At 66.0% G+C, this 15,290-nt stretch carries 14 protein-coding genes; 6 read left to right on the top strand and 8 right to left on the bottom strand.

The genetic code is table 11. The features are described from left to right. Positions 1 to 138: 138 nt before the first annotated feature. From ACZY1F_RS00215 to ACZY1F_RS00235, 5 genes are all read right to left on the bottom strand, one after another. Entirely contained in the window at positions 139 to 1,566 is a 1,428-nt protein-coding gene (locus ACZY1F_RS00215) for a sulfate adenylyltransferase subunit 1 (protein ID WP_463939651.1), read from the bottom strand. After that, on the bottom strand, positions 1,567 to 2,514 hold the full coding sequence (cysD, locus tag ACZY1F_RS00220) for a sulfate adenylyltransferase subunit CysD (RefSeq protein WP_463939652.1): 948 nt from the start codon (positions 2,512 to 2,514) through the stop codon (positions 1,567 to 1,569). Beyond that, on the bottom strand, positions 2,511 to 3,266 hold the full coding sequence (locus tag ACZY1F_RS00225) for a phosphoadenylyl-sulfate reductase (protein WP_463939653.1): 756 nt from the start codon (positions 3,264 to 3,266) through the stop codon (positions 2,511 to 2,513). The genes cysD and ACZY1F_RS00225 overlap by 4 nt, the downstream gene beginning before the upstream one ends. Continuing rightward, positions 3,263 to 5,008 (bottom strand): nitrite/sulfite reductase, encoded by a 1,746-nt coding sequence (locus ACZY1F_RS00230; RefSeq protein ID WP_058931585.1) that lies wholly within the window; start codon positions 5,006 to 5,008, stop codon positions 3,263 to 3,265. Before ACZY1F_RS00230 ends, ACZY1F_RS00225 begins: the two co-directional genes overlap by 4 nt. A 142-nt stretch (positions 5,009 to 5,150) precedes the next feature. After that, positions 5,151 to 5,885 carry a sirohydrochlorin chelatase gene (locus tag ACZY1F_RS00235; protein WP_463939654.1) on the bottom strand — a complete coding sequence of 245 codons (735 nt, stop codon included), beginning with the start codon at positions 5,883 to 5,885 and terminating at the stop codon, positions 5,151 to 5,153. Between the two features lie 61 nt (positions 5,886 to 5,946). Between ACZY1F_RS00235 and ACZY1F_RS00240 the strand changes: the two genes are divergently transcribed. Continuing rightward, positions 5,947 to 6,624, top strand: a complete 678-nt coding sequence (locus ACZY1F_RS00240) for a trimeric intracellular cation channel family protein (RefSeq protein ID WP_463939655.1) — start codon at positions 5,947 to 5,949, stop codon at positions 6,622 to 6,624. Positions 6,625 to 6,667: 43 nt separating this feature from the next. After that, positions 6,668 to 7,096, top strand: a complete 429-nt coding sequence (locus ACZY1F_RS00245; protein ID WP_463939656.1) for a hypothetical protein — start codon at positions 6,668 to 6,670, stop codon at positions 7,094 to 7,096. A gap of 643 nt (positions 7,097 to 7,739) precedes the next feature. Here ACZY1F_RS00245 and ACZY1F_RS00250 read toward each other — a convergent pair. The 3 genes from ACZY1F_RS00250 to ACZY1F_RS00260 are packed head-to-tail and all read right to left on the bottom strand — an operon-like array spanning position 7,740 to position 10,962. Further along, positions 7,740 to 8,840: a polyprenyl synthetase family protein gene (locus ACZY1F_RS00250; protein WP_463939657.1), complete on the bottom strand. Its 1,101-nt coding sequence runs from the start codon at positions 8,838 to 8,840 to the stop codon at positions 7,740 to 7,742. Continuing rightward, entirely contained in the window at positions 8,837 to 10,180 is a 1,344-nt protein-coding gene (locus ACZY1F_RS00255; RefSeq protein ID WP_463939658.1) for a geranylgeranyl reductase family protein, read from the bottom strand. Before ACZY1F_RS00255 ends, ACZY1F_RS00250 begins: the two co-directional genes overlap by 4 nt. 5 nt (positions 10,181 to 10,185) lie before the next feature. Continuing rightward, on the bottom strand, positions 10,186 to 10,962 hold the full coding sequence (locus tag ACZY1F_RS00260) for a demethylmenaquinone methyltransferase (RefSeq protein ID WP_463940374.1): 777 nt from the start codon (positions 10,960 to 10,962) through the stop codon (positions 10,186 to 10,188). A 156-nt stretch (positions 10,963 to 11,118) separates the two neighbouring features. On the opposite strand from ACZY1F_RS00260, the gene ACZY1F_RS00265 reads away from it, so the two are divergent. From ACZY1F_RS00265 to ACZY1F_RS00280, 4 genes are all read left to right on the top strand, one after another. Further along, complete coding sequence (locus ACZY1F_RS00265; protein ID WP_463939659.1) at positions 11,119 to 12,495, top strand: isochorismate synthase; 1,377 nt, start codon at positions 11,119 to 11,121, stop codon at positions 12,493 to 12,495. A gap of 224 nt (positions 12,496 to 12,719) precedes the next feature. Then, a complete protein-coding gene (locus ACZY1F_RS00270; RefSeq protein WP_463939660.1) occupies positions 12,720 to 13,520 on the top strand; it encodes an ABC transporter substrate-binding protein in 801 nt (266 codons plus the stop codon). 113 nt (positions 13,521 to 13,633) lie between these two features. Beyond that, a complete protein-coding gene (locus tag ACZY1F_RS00275) occupies positions 13,634 to 14,425 on the top strand; it encodes an amino acid ABC transporter permease (RefSeq protein WP_463939661.1) in 792 nt (263 codons plus the stop codon). Positions 14,426 to 14,436: 11 nt separating this feature from the next. Further along, the gene (locus ACZY1F_RS00280) at positions 14,437 to 15,258 is read left to right on the top strand and encodes an amino acid ABC transporter ATP-binding protein (RefSeq protein WP_463939662.1); all 822 of its coding nucleotides are present in this window, start codon (positions 14,437 to 14,439) and stop codon (positions 15,256 to 15,258) included. The last annotated feature ends 32 nt before the right edge of the window (positions 15,259 to 15,290 follow it).

Genomic DNA, 15,290 nt, shown 5'->3' on the forward strand with positions numbered 1-15,290 from the left:
GCGTGCCGGGACCGAGCTCCAGGTGCAGATCGATGAACGGCAGCGCGGGCTTGGCGTCCCTAGGACGGCTCTGCCCCGCATAACCGTTGTGGGGGGACCAACGGTTATGCGGGGCAGGGCAGCTCAAGCGAGTGAGGCTCAGATCGAGTAGCGCTCGTCCTCGTGGTCTCCCGGGTGGTCCTTGACCAGGCCCGCGGCCAGCGTGTTGCCGTCCAGCGGGTCGATGACCAGGAACGCGCCGGTGCGGCGGTGGTGCAGGTAGTTTTCCAGCGGCAGCGGCGCGGAAAGCCTCAGCTGGGCGTGGCCGATGTCGTTAAGCTCCAGGCTGGACGCGCCTTCGAGCTTGAACGTAGCCAGGTCCAGCTTGCCACTGACGCTGCGGACCAGCGCCTGGACGGTGCGGGTGCCGTGCTTGACCAACACCTTGGCACCCTCACGCAGCGGTTTAGGCGACAGCCAGCACAGCGCGGCGTACAGGTCTGCGGTGGACTCCGGGAAGGTCCCGGCGGCGGCAATAGTGTCACCGCGGGCGACGTCGAATTCCTCGGCCAGGCGGATCGCCACGGACTGCGGGGCGAACGCTTCCTGCAGTGATTCGCCGGCGAAATCGATGCCGGTCACCGTCGTGGTGCGGGCAGCCTGGCCGGGGGTCAGCACTGACACCGAATCCCCCACCTTCACGGAACCCTCGGTGATCTGGCCGGCGTATGCGCGGTAGTCGCGGAACGCTTCAACGTCCAGGCCACCGGCCACGGCGTCGGGAGCCAGCGCACCCTGCGGCCGGATAACCAGCTGCACGGGGAAGCGGAAGCTCTCCAGCTGCGTGTCGATCTCGTCCGCGGCCGGAAGCGTCTCGAGGACCTCCAGCAGGGCCGGACCGTCGTACCAGGGGGTGCGCTCGGAACGGTCCACCACGTTGTCGCCGTCGAGGGCGGACACCGGAATGACCAGCAGGTCATCGATGTGGTCCGCGCTGCCCAGCTCGGCGGAGCCGATGCCCAGTTCGCGGGCCACCTGCTGCACGTCCGCCTGGATCTCACGGAACACGGACTCGCTGAAGTCCACCAGGTCGATCTTGTTCACGGCCACAATGACGTGCGCCACCCGCAGCAGCTGCAGCACCGACAGGTGCCGGCGGGTCTGCTCCAGGACACCCTTGCGGGCATCAATGAGTACGACGACGGCATCCGCCGTGGATGCGCCGGTCACCGTGTTTTTGGTGTACTGGACGTGCCCGGGGCAGTCGGCCAGGATGAAGCTGCGCTGGTCCGTGGCGAAGTAGCGGTAGGCCACGTCGATGGTGATGCCCTGCTCCCGCTCGGCGCGCAGGCCGTCGGTCAGGAGGGCCAGGTCGATCCCGCCCTTCTCGCCGCCAAAGCCGCGGTCGGAGGAGGTGCGGGCAACGGCGTCGAGCGTGTCGGCAAGAATCGCCTTGGAGTCGTGCAGGAGGCGGCCCACCAAAGTGGACTTCCCGTCGTCGACCGATCCGGCGGTGGCGAAGCGGAAAAGCGTGGTGGGCAGGGCTGTCTCCAGCTCGGCGGCCAGGAGTGAAGTTTCGGTGCTCATTTAGAAGTAACCATCCTTCTTGCGGTCTTCCATGGCGGCCTCGGAGATGCGGTCATCTGCACGGGTGGCGCCACGTTCGGTGATGGTGGAGGCTGCAACTTCGATCACAACGTCGCTCACGGTGGCTGCGGCCGATTCAACGGCACCGGTGCAGGACATGTCGCCCACGGTGCGGTAGCGGACCGTCTTGGTGATGACTTCCTCGTGCGGCAGGGGCTGGGAAACCTCGCCCACCGCACGCCACATGCCGTCGCGGGCAAACACTTCGCGGTCATGGGCGTAGTACAGGCCCGGCAGCTCGATGTTTTCTCGTTCGATGTAGCGCCAGATGTCCAGCTCGGTCCAGTTACTGATGGGGAACGCGCGGACGTGCTGGCCCACGGTGTGGCGGCCGTTGTAGAGGTTCCACAGTTCGGGGCGCTGGTTGCGCGGGTCCCACTGGCCGAATTCGTCGCGGAGGCTCAGGATGCGCTCCTTGGCGCGGGCCTTGTCCTCGTCGCGGCGGCCGCCGCCGAAGACGGCGTCGAACTTGTTCTGCGAGATGGCGTCCAGCAGCGGGACGGTCTGCAGCGGGTTGCGGGTGCCGTCGGCACGCTCGGCCAGCTCGCCGCGGTCAATGAACTCCTGGACGGAGCCGACCACGAGCTTGAGTCCCAGCCGCTCCACCGTCCGGTCGCGGAAGTCGATGACCTCGGGGAAGTTGTGGCCGGTGTCCACGTGCAGGACGGGGAACGGGACCTTGCCCGGCCAGAACGCCTTCGTGGCCAGGTGCAGCATCACCACGGAGTCCTTGCCGCCGGAGAACAGCAGCGCAGGCTTCTCAAACTCGGCCACGACTTCGCGGATGATGTGGATCGCTTCGGACTCGAGGGTGTCCAGGCTGGAGAGGCGCGTCGATACGGCGGCGTCAGTCACCTGGGTGGTCTCCTCAGTTAGGTAAGTGCTCATACGTGTAGTCCGCATTCTGTCTTGTCGGTGCCTGCCCAGCGGCCGGCGCGGGGGTCGTCTCCGGGCGCCACCTTGCGGGTGCAGGGCTGGCAACCAATGGAGGGGTAACCCTGGGAAAGCAGCGGGTTGACGGGTAGGAGGTTGTCGTCGGAGTACTGGACCAGCTGGTCGAATGTCCACGCGGCCACAGGGTTGACCTTGACCAAGCCGTTGACGTCGTCCCAGGTCACCAGTGGGGTGTTGGTCCGGGTGGGGGCTTCGTCGCGGCGGACGCCGGTGAACCAGAGTTCGTAGCCGGCCAGGGTGCGGCGCAGCGGGGCCACCTTGCGGAGGGCGCAGCACTGGGCGGCGTCGCGGGCAAAGAGGTCCTTGCCCAGGAGCCGGTCCTGCTGTTCCACGGTGTTCTCGGGAACAACGTCCACCACGTTAACCCGGAGGTTCGCGGCCACTTCGTCACGTGTGGCGTAGGTTTCCGGGAAGTGGTAACCGGTCTCCAGGAACAGGACGTCGACGCCGGGCAGCTGGTCCGCGACCAGGGCCGGCAGGACGGCGTCGGCCATGGAGCACGCGACGGCCACCGCCGACAGGTCGAAGTTGCGTTCCACCCAGGCGATCACGTCGCGGGCGGGGGCGTCCCAGCCGAGCTCGGCAGCACCGGACTCGGCGATGACCTTGAGCTCGTCGTGGGTGCGGAGCTTTGGGGTCTCTACAGGCTCAACCACCGGGTCAACGCCCAATGCGTGCTTGCTCACTGGAGTGCCTCCTCGTCTGCTGCGTGGGCCCATTCCGCGAACGTCTGGCCTTCGGCGCGCTGGGCCACGAAGGTGCGTACAACGCGTTCCACGTAGTCCGGCAGGTCCTCGACGTATACCTTCAGGCCGCGGACGGTGCGTCCCAAACCTGCCTCTTCGCGGCTGTTGGAAGCCAGCCCGCCGCCCAGGTGGACCTGGAAACCCGGGGAGGGGTCGCCGTCGGGCGTGGGAAGCATCATGCCCTTCAGGCCGATGTCCGCTGTCTGGATGCGGGCGCAGGAGTTGGGGCAGCCGTTGATGTGCAGGGACAGTGCGTGCGGCAGTTCGCCGGACTCCGCGAGGTCCGCCAGGCGGCGTTCCAGGTCAGCGACGGCGGTGGCCGCCGTGACCTTGGTTTCGACGATGGCCAGCTTGCAGTATTCGATGCCGGTGCAGGCGATGGTGCCGCGGCGGAACACGGACGGGCGGGCGGAGAGGCCCAGCGCGTCCAGCTCGGCAACCAGCGGTTCCACATGGTCCTTGGCAACGTCCAGGACCACAAGCTTCTGGTGCGGGGTGGTGCGCAGGCGGTAGGAGCCGCGGGCCTCGAGGGTGTCCGCGAGCTTGATCAGCTGCGCGCCGGACAGGCGGCCGGCCAGCGGGGTGGCGCCGATGAAGAACTTGCCGTCCTTCTGCTCGTGCACGCCGATGTGGTCGCCCGGAGTGGTGGGCTTGGGCGCGGCGGGACCGTCGGCCAGCTTGTAGCCAAGGTATTCGTCCTCGAGGATCTGGCGGAACTTCGCCGGTCCCCAGTCGGCCATCAGGAACTTCAGGCGGGCCTTGGTGCGCATGCGGCGGTAGCCGTAGTCGCGGAAGATGCTGGTGACGCCGAGCCAGACTTCGGCAGCCTCTTCAGGCTTCACGAAGGCACCGAGCCGCTTGCCGAGCATCGGGTTGGTGGACAGTGCGCCGCCGGCCCAGAGGTCGTAGCCGACGCCGAGTTCGGGGTGGCGGACGCCCACCAGGGCGAAGTCGTTGATCTCGTGGACCACGTCCTGGCTGGGGTGGCCGGTGATGGCAGTTTTGTACTTGCGCGGCAGGTTGGACAGCAGCGGGTTGCCGATGAAACGCTCGCCCAGTTCCGCGATCAGCGGCGTGGGGTCGATGATCTCGTCCTTGGCGATGCCGGCCACGGGTGAGCCCAGGATGACGCGGGGCACGTCGCCGCAGGCCTCGGTGGTGGACAGGCCAACACCCTCAAGCCGGTTCCAGATCTCGGGGATGTCCTCCACCCGGATCCAGTGCAGCTGGATGTTCTGGCGGTCCGTGAGGTCGGCGGAATCCCGGCCGAAATCAACGGAAATCTGGCCGATGACGCGCAACTGCTCGGTGGTGAGCGCACCGCCGTCGATCCTGACCCGGAGCATGAAGTACTTGTCTTCCAGCTCGTGCGGCTCGAGCGTGGCGGTCTTGCCGCCGTCGATCCCGGGCTTGCGCTGGGTGTACAGGCCCCACCAGCGGAAGCGGCCGTGGAGGTCCTGGCTGGGGATGGCGTCGAAGCCGTCCTTGGAGTAGATGGTCTCGATACGCTCGCGCACGTTGAGGCCGTCGTCTTCCTGTTTCCAGGTTTCGTTGGCGTTCAGCGGGGTTTTGCCGTCCACTTTCCACTGCCCGTGCGGCTTTGCGGCCGGACGGGAGGCGCGCGCGGGGCGCTTGGCGGCGGCGGGGTCCACGGACGCTCCGGCTAGAGCTGTATCAGTCATGCATCGACTGTAGGTGCCTGCCGAAGTGCGTCACAAAGGTCTGGAAACGGGAGGTCACCTAGGGAAACAATTCGTCACGAACCGCCGGAGAGCCTTGAAGATGCCCGCCCGCTGTGCTTGGTTGCGGTTCCCGGGCGGGCGGCTATTGACCGCGTGCGACGGCGGCGTCGAACCGTTCCAGCGCGATCTCGGCGAGCACCGGCGACGGCAGCAGTGGTTCCGTCACGAGATCGGCACCGGCTTTGGCCAGCTGGTCGTGGAAGAACCCCGGCGCGAGGAGGTAGGAGGCAATCACCACGCGGCCGCCGTCGTCCACGGCGCCTGCGGACTCCCCCGCCCCGGCGCCGCCTTCCAGTTCCTGGCGGAGGATGGCGACGGCGTCGGGCACCGACGGCTGGGCAGAGGCACCGTAGGCGGGCAGGATCCGGTTGCGGCGCAGCGCCCTGAGCTGGGCGGCGAGCTCTTCCACACTGACGGCGGCGTTGGGATTGGAGGACCCGGCAGCGGCGAGGACGATCGCGTCGCGGTCCGTGACGCCGGCCTCGCGGAGGCGCTGGTCCAGCAGGGCCGCGAGCCGCGGGTCAGGGCCGAGCGGCGCTGCGGCCAGGCTGCCCGGCCGGCTTTTCACGGCACGGGCGATGTCCACCTTGACGTGATATCCGACGCTGAGGAGCAGCGGCACAACGACTGCCTGTTGTTCTTCGGGGAGGCCCGCCACCACGTCCACGAGGTCCGGCTGCTGGACGTCCACGTAGGCTTCGCGCACGTCCAGGCCCGGGCGCAGGGCGGCGATGTTTGCGCGCAGCGTGTTGACCTCCGCGGCGCCCTGCGTGCTGGACGTCCCATGGGCGCAGGCGATCAAGATCGGGTTGTTCATAGGGGCTAGCGTAACGTTGGAGCCGCCCTGTCCGCCCACCATAAAACTGCCGGGACGCCACATGACAACGCCGTTCGACTCATTGCCGTTCGACATCGACCTGGTATGGCTTGACCTGGCCGGCGTCTTCTTTTTCGCCGTCTCCGGATCGTTGTTGGCGGCACGGAAACAGTTCGACCTGGTGGGTTCGCTGCTGTTGGCGTCCCTGGTCTCCCTCGGCGGCGGCGTCATCCGCGACATCATCCTCAACACCACGCCGGCAGCCTTCTCCAACCCCGCGTACCTGGTTCCCCCGGTCCTGGCCACCGTCCTGGTGTATTTTCTGTACTCCAGCGTGCAGCGGTACACCTCACTGCTGGTGCTGTTCGACGCCGGCGGGCTGGCCCTCTTCTGCATCACCGGAACTCTGAAGGCCCTGGCGCTGGGAATGAATCCGGTGGCCGCCGTGCTGCTCGGCGTGACCACAGCCGTGGGCGGCGGCCTGCTGCGGGACGTTACCGCCAACGAGGTGCCCCAGCTTTTCAACCCCCGCGACCTCTACGCGCTGCCGGCCTTCAGCGGGGCGGCCTTGACCGCGTTGCTCTGGGTAACAGGGGCCTTCAACGTGCTGACGGCGTGCGCGGTGGCTGCCGTGGTGTTCGCCTTCCGCGTAGTTGCCTGGCGCCGGTCCTGGTATGTTCCGCTGGCCGTGCATGGCTTGCACCGGCGGGACTCCGGTGCCGGGGCTGGTGGGAGCTAAGGCGGCGGCTCGGGAGCAGGCCGCAGTTAGCTAGGATATGAGCATGACTGACATGTTCCTCGAGAAGTTCCGCGCGCTTGTTCCGACCTATCTCGAGGACGAATGGCAGGAAGAAGATGGCCTGCCTACCGACGAACTGGACGCGGCCCTCGCCGAGCACCAGTTCCAGGTTCCCCTGGTCCTCCGCGAGTTTTACCTGGCGGTGGGCGGTTGTGAGGACATCATGGAGGCCTACCACTACTTCTGGGATCCCGAAGAGCTGGAAGTCGATGATGAAGGTTTCCTGATGTTCCTCGAGGACGAGGAAGAACAGTTCACCTGGGGCTTCCGCGTAGGCGACCTCGGCATCCCGGACCCCATCGTGTACCGCCGCAACAACGCCCGCGGGCAGTGGAAGAGCGAGGAAGGCACCTTCTCCGAATTCGTCTTCGACATGTTCGAGTGGGCCTTCAACGACGAGGAAGAAAACTAGGCTTCCGGCCCACCCTGCCTGTGCTCTTGGGCGCTGCCCGGCGCCCATCGCGGGGCACTTCGACACGAACACGCCGTCCCCCGAGCCTGTTTCGCCGGTTGCGTTGCGCAAAGTGCCCCACTATTGCATCGAAAGTACGACGGCGGCAGTCACCTGGTGCCAACCCTCTCGGAGGGTTGAAGTGCGGGCCACACCCGCCCGCTGACGAAGAAAAGTCTCAATATCCATTGCTCCACGGTGCACTTGGACTGCAGCAAAGGGCAGACCCAAGGTGCCTCATGTGGACAACTGAGCCGTCGCGGGGCACTTCGACGGGAACACGCCGTCTCTGCAGCCCGGAATACTCATCGGATGCCTCAATGTGCCCCACGAGGGAGACGAACAGGGGAGACAGAAAGCCTGTGACACGCGCCGTAACAGGGGGCTTGCATCCTGTGACAAACCTGTCATAGACTGTTCATGGATCCGCTAAACGCCTCCGGCGGGTCTGATGCGAACGGAGATATAGCCCCGGTTCGACGCAACGTGTGATTCGTTTCGTTGCTGAGAACCGGGGCTATTGCATTTAACGGACTCCCCCAAGCAAACAGCTAGGGCCCCGGCCAGGTTCAACCCGCCGAGGCCCCACTGCACAACAAGTGAATCAGCTGGCGCGGTCCACCACAGCCAGGGCGAAGTTGGCCAGCGACGACTTCACTACACCCTCGGGAAGCGGCGCCAGCGCGGCGATGGCTTCGTCGGCCCAGCGGCGCGCAACCACCCAGGACTCAGCGGTGACCGGGTGCTCGCGCAGCCCGGCAACAGCGGCAGCCAGCGCTTCATCAGACGTCAGGTCACCATCAATGAGCTTCAAAAGGTCGACGGCGGACTGGTCACCGGCTGCAGCATCGCGCCGCAGGAACAGGACCGGCAGCGTGGGGACCCCTTCGCGGAGGTCCGTGCCCGGTGACTTGCCGGACTTCACCTTAACGCCGGTGACATCGATGACGTCGTCGGCGAGCTGGAAGGCCACGCCCACCTTCTCGCCGTACTCCACCAGGAGCTCCTCGTAGGCCTCGTCGGCACCGGCGAAGATGGCCCCGAGCTGGCCGGACGCAGCCACCAGGGAACCGGTCTTGTCCGCGATGACGGACAGGTAGTGCTCCACCGGATCCTCATCCGGGCGCGGACCTACTGTTTCGTGCAGCTGGCCCAGGCAGAGGCGCTCGAACGTCCGGGCCTGGATGCCCAGGGCGCGCGAGCCGAGCTCGGACACCAGGATGGAGGCACGGGCAAAGATGAGGTCGCCGGTGAGGACAGCCACGGAGTTTCCCCACACCTCGTGGGCCGTGGGGGCGCCGCGGCGGAACGGGGCAGAGTCCATAACGTCGTCGTGGTACAGAGTTGCCAGGTGGGTCAGCTCCACCACCACGGCCGCCTGCACCACGGCAGGCAGGGACGCGTCACCGAGGTGGGCGCACAGCAGCGTCAGCAGCGGCCGGATGCGCTTGCCGCCGGCTTCCACGAGGTGACGCGACGTTGCGTCTGCCAGCGGATCGGAGTTGGCAATGGCCTCACGTAGTTTCTTCTCCACCCGGGCCAGGTTATTGGTAATGGCGGGGCCCAGCTCGGCGTCCTCCGCGATGGCCGCAAAGCCCGCGGGCAGCTGCAGCCCCGTGGCGATGGCGGTGGTGTTGAGGCTGGGTTCGGAGTCCGGCAGGCCGTGCCCGGCGTGCGTCCAGCTGTGGTCTGCGGAGTTAGTCACTGGTTAACCCTAACTTTTTGTTGCGGATACCGCTGGTTGGATTCCGTTGGGGTATGCGTGGATGTATTGGATGTTGCCGGAACCAGCGATTCCAGGACGCGGATGGCACGGTCCTCGAAGCCTTTCGCGGCCGGGTCGGTCAGGTTGGCCAGCAGCCGCACCACAAAGCGCATCAGCACGGGAATGGGCATCCCGGTCCGTAGCGCGAGCTTCATAACCGCGGGTTTTCCGATCAGCGCGGCAAACGCCCGGCCCAGCGTGAAGTGCGATCCCCACTGGCCCCGCACATAGGCCGCGTACCCCGCGAGGTGCGCGTCGGCGTCGTACGTTGCCCCCACAGCAGAGGAACGAGCGGACGCGTCGATGATGAACTCCGCCGCGAACCGCGCCGATTCCATCGCGTAGGAGATGCCCTCGCCGTTGAACGGGGAGACCATGCCGCCGGCGTCGCCCAGGAGTAAGAGTCCAGGCGAGTAGTGCGGGGTGCGGTTGAAGCCCATGGGCAGCGCGGCGCCGCGGATTTCGCCCACCTGGTTGTCCGGGCTAAAGCCCCATTCGGCGGGCATGGCGGCGGTCCATTCGCGCAGGACCTGCTTGTAGTCGAGCTTGCCGAATTCCCTGGACGAGTTCAGGATGCCGAGGCCAACATTGGAGGTGCCGTCGCCCACGCCGAACACCCAGCCGTAGCCGGGGAGCAGTTTTCCGTCGCGGCCGGGGAGCTCCAGCCAGCCTTCCATCCAGTCGTCGTCGTGCCGCGGCGACGTGAAATAGGTGCGGACGGCGACGCCGAGGGGGCGGTCGTCGCGCTTTTGAATGCCCAGCGACACGGCGGTTCGGGTGGAGTTGCCGTCTGCGGCGAGCACGACGTCGGCGCTGAAGTCGCGCGTCTCCCCCGTCTTTCGTCCGGACTCGTCCAGGAGCGCTGCGCGGACACCGGTCACGCGGCCGTCCTCCGAGCGCAGGGCTTCGGTGACGCTGTGCCGCTCGAGGATTTCGGCTCCCGCAGCCTGGGCATGGCGGGCCAGTTCCTCGTCGAAGCCCAGGCGGGTGCGGATGAGGCCGTACTGCGGGAGGTCGGAGACCTCGGGCCAGGGCAGTTCGATGGTGCGGCCGCCGGCGATCAGGCGGAGGCCCTTGTTCCGGCGCCAGCCGTCCGCTTCAGGGTGCGGCAGGCCGAGCTTCTGGATTTCGCGGACCGCCCGTGGGGTGAGGCCGTCGCCGCAGACCTTCTCTCGCGGGAAGCTGGTTTTTTCCAGGACGGTCACGCTGATGCCGGCCTTGGCAAGGTAATACGCGGCGGTGGAACCAGCTGGCCCAGCGCCGACAATCAGAACATTCACGCCGTTCAGCGGACGATGTTGCGGCGAAGCTTGGCCACGGGGCCCTTGTGCGCGGCGATGGCCTCCGCGGCCCCGTCCGGCGTGGATTCCAGCGGTTTGGTGGCGCGGTGTACGGCCACGATCCCGCCGGTCAGGTTGCGGTAGGTGACCTTTTCCCAGCCGGATTCCTGCAGCCAGGCGGCCAGGTGGTCCTGGTCCGGCCAGGCGCGGATGGACTCGGCGAGGTACACGTAGGCGTCCGGGTTGGAGGCCACCTTGACGGCGATGGCCGGCAGGGCACGCATGAGGTATTCCGTATACATGGTGCGCCACAGGGGAACCACGGGCTGGGAGAACTCGGCGATGACCAGCTTGCCGCCGGGCTTGGTGACGCGGAGCATCTCGGCTAGCGCCTTCTTGGGCTCATTGACGTTGCGGAGGCCGAACGAAATGGTGCTGGCGTCGAAGCTGTTGTCCGCGAACGGCAGGTTGGTGGCGTCGCCGGCAACGAAGTCGATGTCCGGGCGGCGGCGCTTGCCTACTTTGAGCATGCCAAGGGAGAAATCGCAGGCGATGACATCTATGCCTGCATCGGCATATGGCTCGCTGGAGGTGCCGGTTCCCGCGGCCAGGTCCAGCACCCGCTGGCCCCGTTTCATGTCCATGGCGTCCACCACGATCCTGCGCCAACGGCGGGTTTGCCCCATGGAGAGGACATCATTGACGACGTCGTATTTAGGTGCGACGTCGTCAAACATCGTGGCTACTTCGTCCGGACGCTTTTCCAAGGATGCTCGGTTCACCATGCAATTGTCTCAGACAAACTTGGGAAGGACTTTCGACGAGCCCGTGCGCCGGTCCGAAGCAATGGCAAACGACGCTGCTCCTGCCGCTCCCCTCATGCGACCCGCACAGCCCAACGCGGACGCACGCATACGCGGGAGTAATGTTGTCTCATCATGACGAGCACGTTCCGCACCCTCACAGTCCCACTGGATGGCAACGCATCTGCCGGCGGACTGCCGCAGTTCCTGGTCCGGGACGACGTCCTCTGCTGGACCCGCCGCGAAGCCGGCCTGGTGGGGTTCGGCGAAATCGCCCGCTTCACCGCCACCGGCCCTGAGCGCTTCCTGGAGGCCGACATCTGGTGGCGCCACCTGGTCCTCGAAGCGGACATTACAGACTCCGTGGAGCTGCCCGGCACTGGCCCGGTGGCTTTTGGCTCCTTTGCATTCTCCAAGAAGTCCACCCACGTATCGCGGCTGATCGTGCCCGAGATCGTAGTGGGCGTCCGGGACGGCCAGTACTGGCTCACCCAGTTAACGGTCGACGACGGCGAACTCACCGAAGCGGGCGCCCTCGCCGCGCTGGACGGCTGGCTAAGCCGTGGCAGCGCCTTTGGTGAGGCCGGCGTCGGCGGGGGCGGCACGCCCGGCGGCCTCCCCACCGAAGGAGGCGGCGCCGTCGTACGTCTCTTGCCTCCGGCTGACGGGGCCACACTGCACACCGGCTCGCTCAGCGAGGAAGACTGGATGGCCGCCGTCGCCGCAGGCGTGGCGGAGATCCGGACCGGTGCGCTGGAGAAACTGGTGCTGGCCCGGGACATTGTGGCCACGGTGCCGTCGGGCGTAAACGCCGCGCAGGTGCTGCGCGAGCTGGCCGTGCGGTACCGCGAATGCTGGACGTATGGCGTGGACGGGCTGGTGGGCGCCACCCCCGAGATGCTGATCCAGGTGGAGGGCCGCACTGCCCAGGCGCGCGTGCTGGCCGGTACGCTGGACCGCCGCGACGCGCACGGCGAAGACGGGATTCCCATGGATTATGCCGAGCGGGTCCTGGCCGGGTCCGAAAAGCAGCGGCATGAGCACGAGATCGCGATCCAGTCGCTGACGTCGCAGCTGGCACCGTTTTCCGAGGCCATGAACGCGCACGACGAGCCTTTCATTTTAGAGCTGCCGAACGTATGGCACCTGGCATCGGACGTCAAGGCCGAGCTCGCAGAGGTGGAGGGCCATGTGCCCACATGCCTCGCGCTGATTAACGCGCTGCACCCAACGGCCGCGGTCTGCGGCACGCCCACGTTGGTGGCGGGCGCCCTGATCCGCAAGCTCGAACACCTTGACCGCGGCCCATACGCGGGGCCGGTGGGCTGGCTGGACGCCGCCGGCAATGGCGAATGGGGCATCGCGCTGCGCGGAGCTGTGATTGAGGATCCTCATACCGTGCGGTTATATGCCGGTTGCGGCATCGTGGATGGCTCCCAGCCTGAGGCCGAGCTTGCGGAGACCTGGGCGAAGTTCCGGCCGATGCTGGAGTCGCTGGGGATTTCCAACTAGGTAGCAGCACATGTCGGTTTGAGCGCTCAGAACGACATCTGCTGCTACCCAGTTGGGCGGGGAGTCCGGAATTCCAGACACCTACGGCCTCCCGAGTCTTGATTTAGGCTGTGGTTTAGTTATCCAATAGTGAAACTAAGTTTCGTGTGATGCACATCTCTCATTCGGCGATACACTATGAACCGATTTAGTACCGCATACCCCTGCAACAAAAGGTAAAGAACATGCAGCTCAAGTCCCTGGCCCAGGCCAAGTTCGCCGCCAAGGCAGCAGCAATCCTGGCCGCCGGCGCGCTCACCCTCACTGCCTGCGGCGGCAGCACCACCCCGGCCGCGTCTGAGGGTGGCATCCAGCTCATCAATGCCGGCAAGCTCACGGTTTGCTCCGACGTCCCCTACGAGCCCTTCGAATTCCAGAAGGACGGCAAGATCGTCGGCTTCGACATGGACATCGCCAACGAGATTGCCAAAGACCTCAAAGCCGAACTCAGCGTGGTGGACAGCTCGTTCGAAGCCATCGAGACCGGCACTGCCCTGACCGGGTGCGACCTCTCCATCTCCTCGGTGTCGGTCACCGACGTCCGCAAGTCCGTTATGGACTTCTCCAACCCGTACATGGACGATGACCTCACGCTCGTAGCCACCACGGCATCCGGGATCACGGACATCAACAGCGCCAAGGGCAAGAAGGTTGGCGTCCAGCAGGCCACCACCGGCGCCAAGTATGCAGCGGATAAGGGCATCGACGCGCAGCAGTTTGAGGACAGCGGTCTTTTGGTCCAGGCCATCCAGGCCGGCACCATCGACGCCGCCCTGGGCAACCAGTCCATCCTGGCCTATGCCATCAAGGATGACCCCAAGTTCAAGCGCGTGGAGGACTACACGTCCGGTGAGAAGCTGGGCGTTTCCATCAAGAAGGGCAACACCGCCATGGCCGAGAAGGTCAACGCAACCCTGAAGCGCATCACCGACGACGGCAGCCTGAAGAAGTTCGAAACCACCTGGTTCGGCGAGACCGCCAAGTAGCCGGCGATTCGGACTGACCTTCACAGCCCTGAGAATGACGCCGCTGGGGCCCCTGACAAACTGCGCCGCAGTCCGTCCGGGGCCCCAGCCACGCAAATGAATGTGAGCACCCCATGGCAATGACCGCACGTCAACGGGCCAGAGCAAGCCTGTATATCCAGATCGGCATCTTCGTAGTGGCCGTGGCCGCGCTGGTCCTGGCCGTCGACTGGAAGACCGTCGGCAACAGCGTCTTCAACTTCGCCAAGATCGGCCCGATGTTCCCGGACATCTTCCTGGTTGGCCTCAAGAACACCCTCATCTACACGTTCCTCGGCTTCGTGGTGGGCCTTTCCGGCGGCCTCCTGCTGGCCCTGATGAAGCTCTCCACCTTCCCGCTGTACCGCTGGATCGCCACGGGCTACATCGAATTCTTCCGCGGAGTTCCGGCGCTGCTCGTGTTCATCGCGTTCGGCTACGGTGTCCCGCTTGCGTTTGGCGTCCAGTGGAACGTCACCCTGATCGTCATGATTTCGCTGGGCATGGTGGCCTCGGCATATATCGCCGAAACCCTCCGCGCCGGCTTGCAGGCTGTGCCCAAGGGACAGCTTGAGGCCGCACGTTCGTTGGGCATGCCGCAGTGGCGGGCCATGGTGTCCATCGTCATTCCGCAAGCGTTCAAGATTGTCCTCCCGCCGCTGACCAACGAGGTCATCCTGCTGACCAAGGACTCCTCGCTGATCTACGTCCTGGGCCTCACGGCGTCGCAGTACGAGCTCACCAAGTTCGGGCGCGACGGCATCTCCAGCCTGGGCGCAGGCCTGACGCCGCTCCTCGTTGCCGGTGCCTTCTACCTGGTCATCACCATCCCGCTGAGCCTGCTGGCCCGGAAGTTCGAAAGCCGCTCCGCGCGGACCAAGCGATAGGCAGGGAAGCCATGAACGACGTCGTAAATTCCTCCGCCGGCAACTCCGGCAACGCCGGCAACACCGGCACCATCAACGCGGCCGGCGTGTCCATCAAGGACCTGCGCAAGTCCTACGGCAGCAATGAGGTCCTTAAGGGCATCAGCCTGGACGTGGCCCCCGGTGAAGTGGTGTGCCTGATCGGCCCCTCCGGTTCCGGAAAATCCACCCTCCTGCGCTGTGTCAACCTCCTGGAACAGCCCAACGAGGGCGCCATCCACGTGGGCGGGTTTGAAGCGACCCACCCCGACGTGGACATCGACAAAATGCGCCGCAAGGTGGGCATGGTGTTCCAGCAGTTCAACCTGTTCCCGCACCTGGACGCCAAGCGGAACTGCACCATCGCTCAGACGAAGGTCCTGAAGCGGTCCCAGGAAGAAGCGGACAAGGTGGCCCAGCACAACCTGGAGCGTGTGGGCCTGGGGCACCTGTCGGACCGCTTCCCGGACCAGCTTTCCGGCGGCCAGCAGCAGCGTGTTGCGATTGCCCGCGCACTGAGCATGGACCCGGAACTGATGCTCTTCGACGAGCCCACATCCGCGCTGGACCCCGAGACCGTGGGCGATGTCCTCTCGGTCATGCGGAACCTGGCCAAGGAGGGCATGACCATGCTGGTGGTGACCCACGAGATGGGCTTCGCCCGCGAAGTGGCGGACCGCGTGGTGTTTATGGATGGCGGTGTGGTGGTGGAGGAAGGCGTGGCCGAGCAGGTCATTTCCGCACCCACCCAGGCCCGCACCAAGGAGTTCCTGCGCCGTGTCCTGGACCCGACGCACATCGAGATCGAAGAGTAAGCATCGCGCCGCGCGCCGCCAGATTCCGCGCA

It is taken from the genome of Pseudarthrobacter xylosi (assembly GCF_055412765.1).

Coding starts and splice junctions, on each gene's coding strand:
- ACZY1F_RS00270 (WP_463939660.1), top strand. CDS start 12,720: ATGCAGCTCAAGTCCCTGGCCCAGGCCAAGTTCGCCGCCAAGGCAGCA.
- ACZY1F_RS00245 (WP_463939656.1), top strand. CDS start 6,668: ATGACTGACATGTTCCTCGAGAAGTTCCGCGCGCTTGTTCCGACCTAT.
- ACZY1F_RS00265 (WP_463939659.1), top strand. CDS start 11,119: ATGACGAGCACGTTCCGCACCCTCACAGTCCCACTGGATGGCAACGCA.
- cysD (WP_463939652.1), bottom strand. CDS start 2,514: ATGAGCACTTACCTAACTGAGGAGACCACCCAGGTGACTGACGCCGCC.
- ACZY1F_RS00235 (WP_463939654.1), bottom strand. CDS start 5,885: ATGAACAACCCGATCTTGATCGCCTGCGCCCATGGGACGTCCAGCACG.
- ACZY1F_RS00230 (WP_058931585.1), bottom strand. CDS start 5,008: ATGACTGATACAGCTCTAGCCGGAGCGTCCGTGGACCCCGCCGCCGCC.
- ACZY1F_RS00240 (WP_463939655.1), top strand. CDS start 5,947: ATGACAACGCCGTTCGACTCATTGCCGTTCGACATCGACCTGGTATGG.
- ACZY1F_RS00280 (WP_463939662.1), top strand. CDS start 14,437: ATGAACGACGTCGTAAATTCCTCCGCCGGCAACTCCGGCAACGCCGGC.
- ACZY1F_RS00275 (WP_463939661.1), top strand. CDS start 13,634: ATGGCAATGACCGCACGTCAACGGGCCAGAGCAAGCCTGTATATCCAG.
- ACZY1F_RS00215 (WP_463939651.1), bottom strand. CDS start 1,566: ATGAGCACCGAAACTTCACTCCTGGCCGCCGAGCTGGAGACAGCCCTG.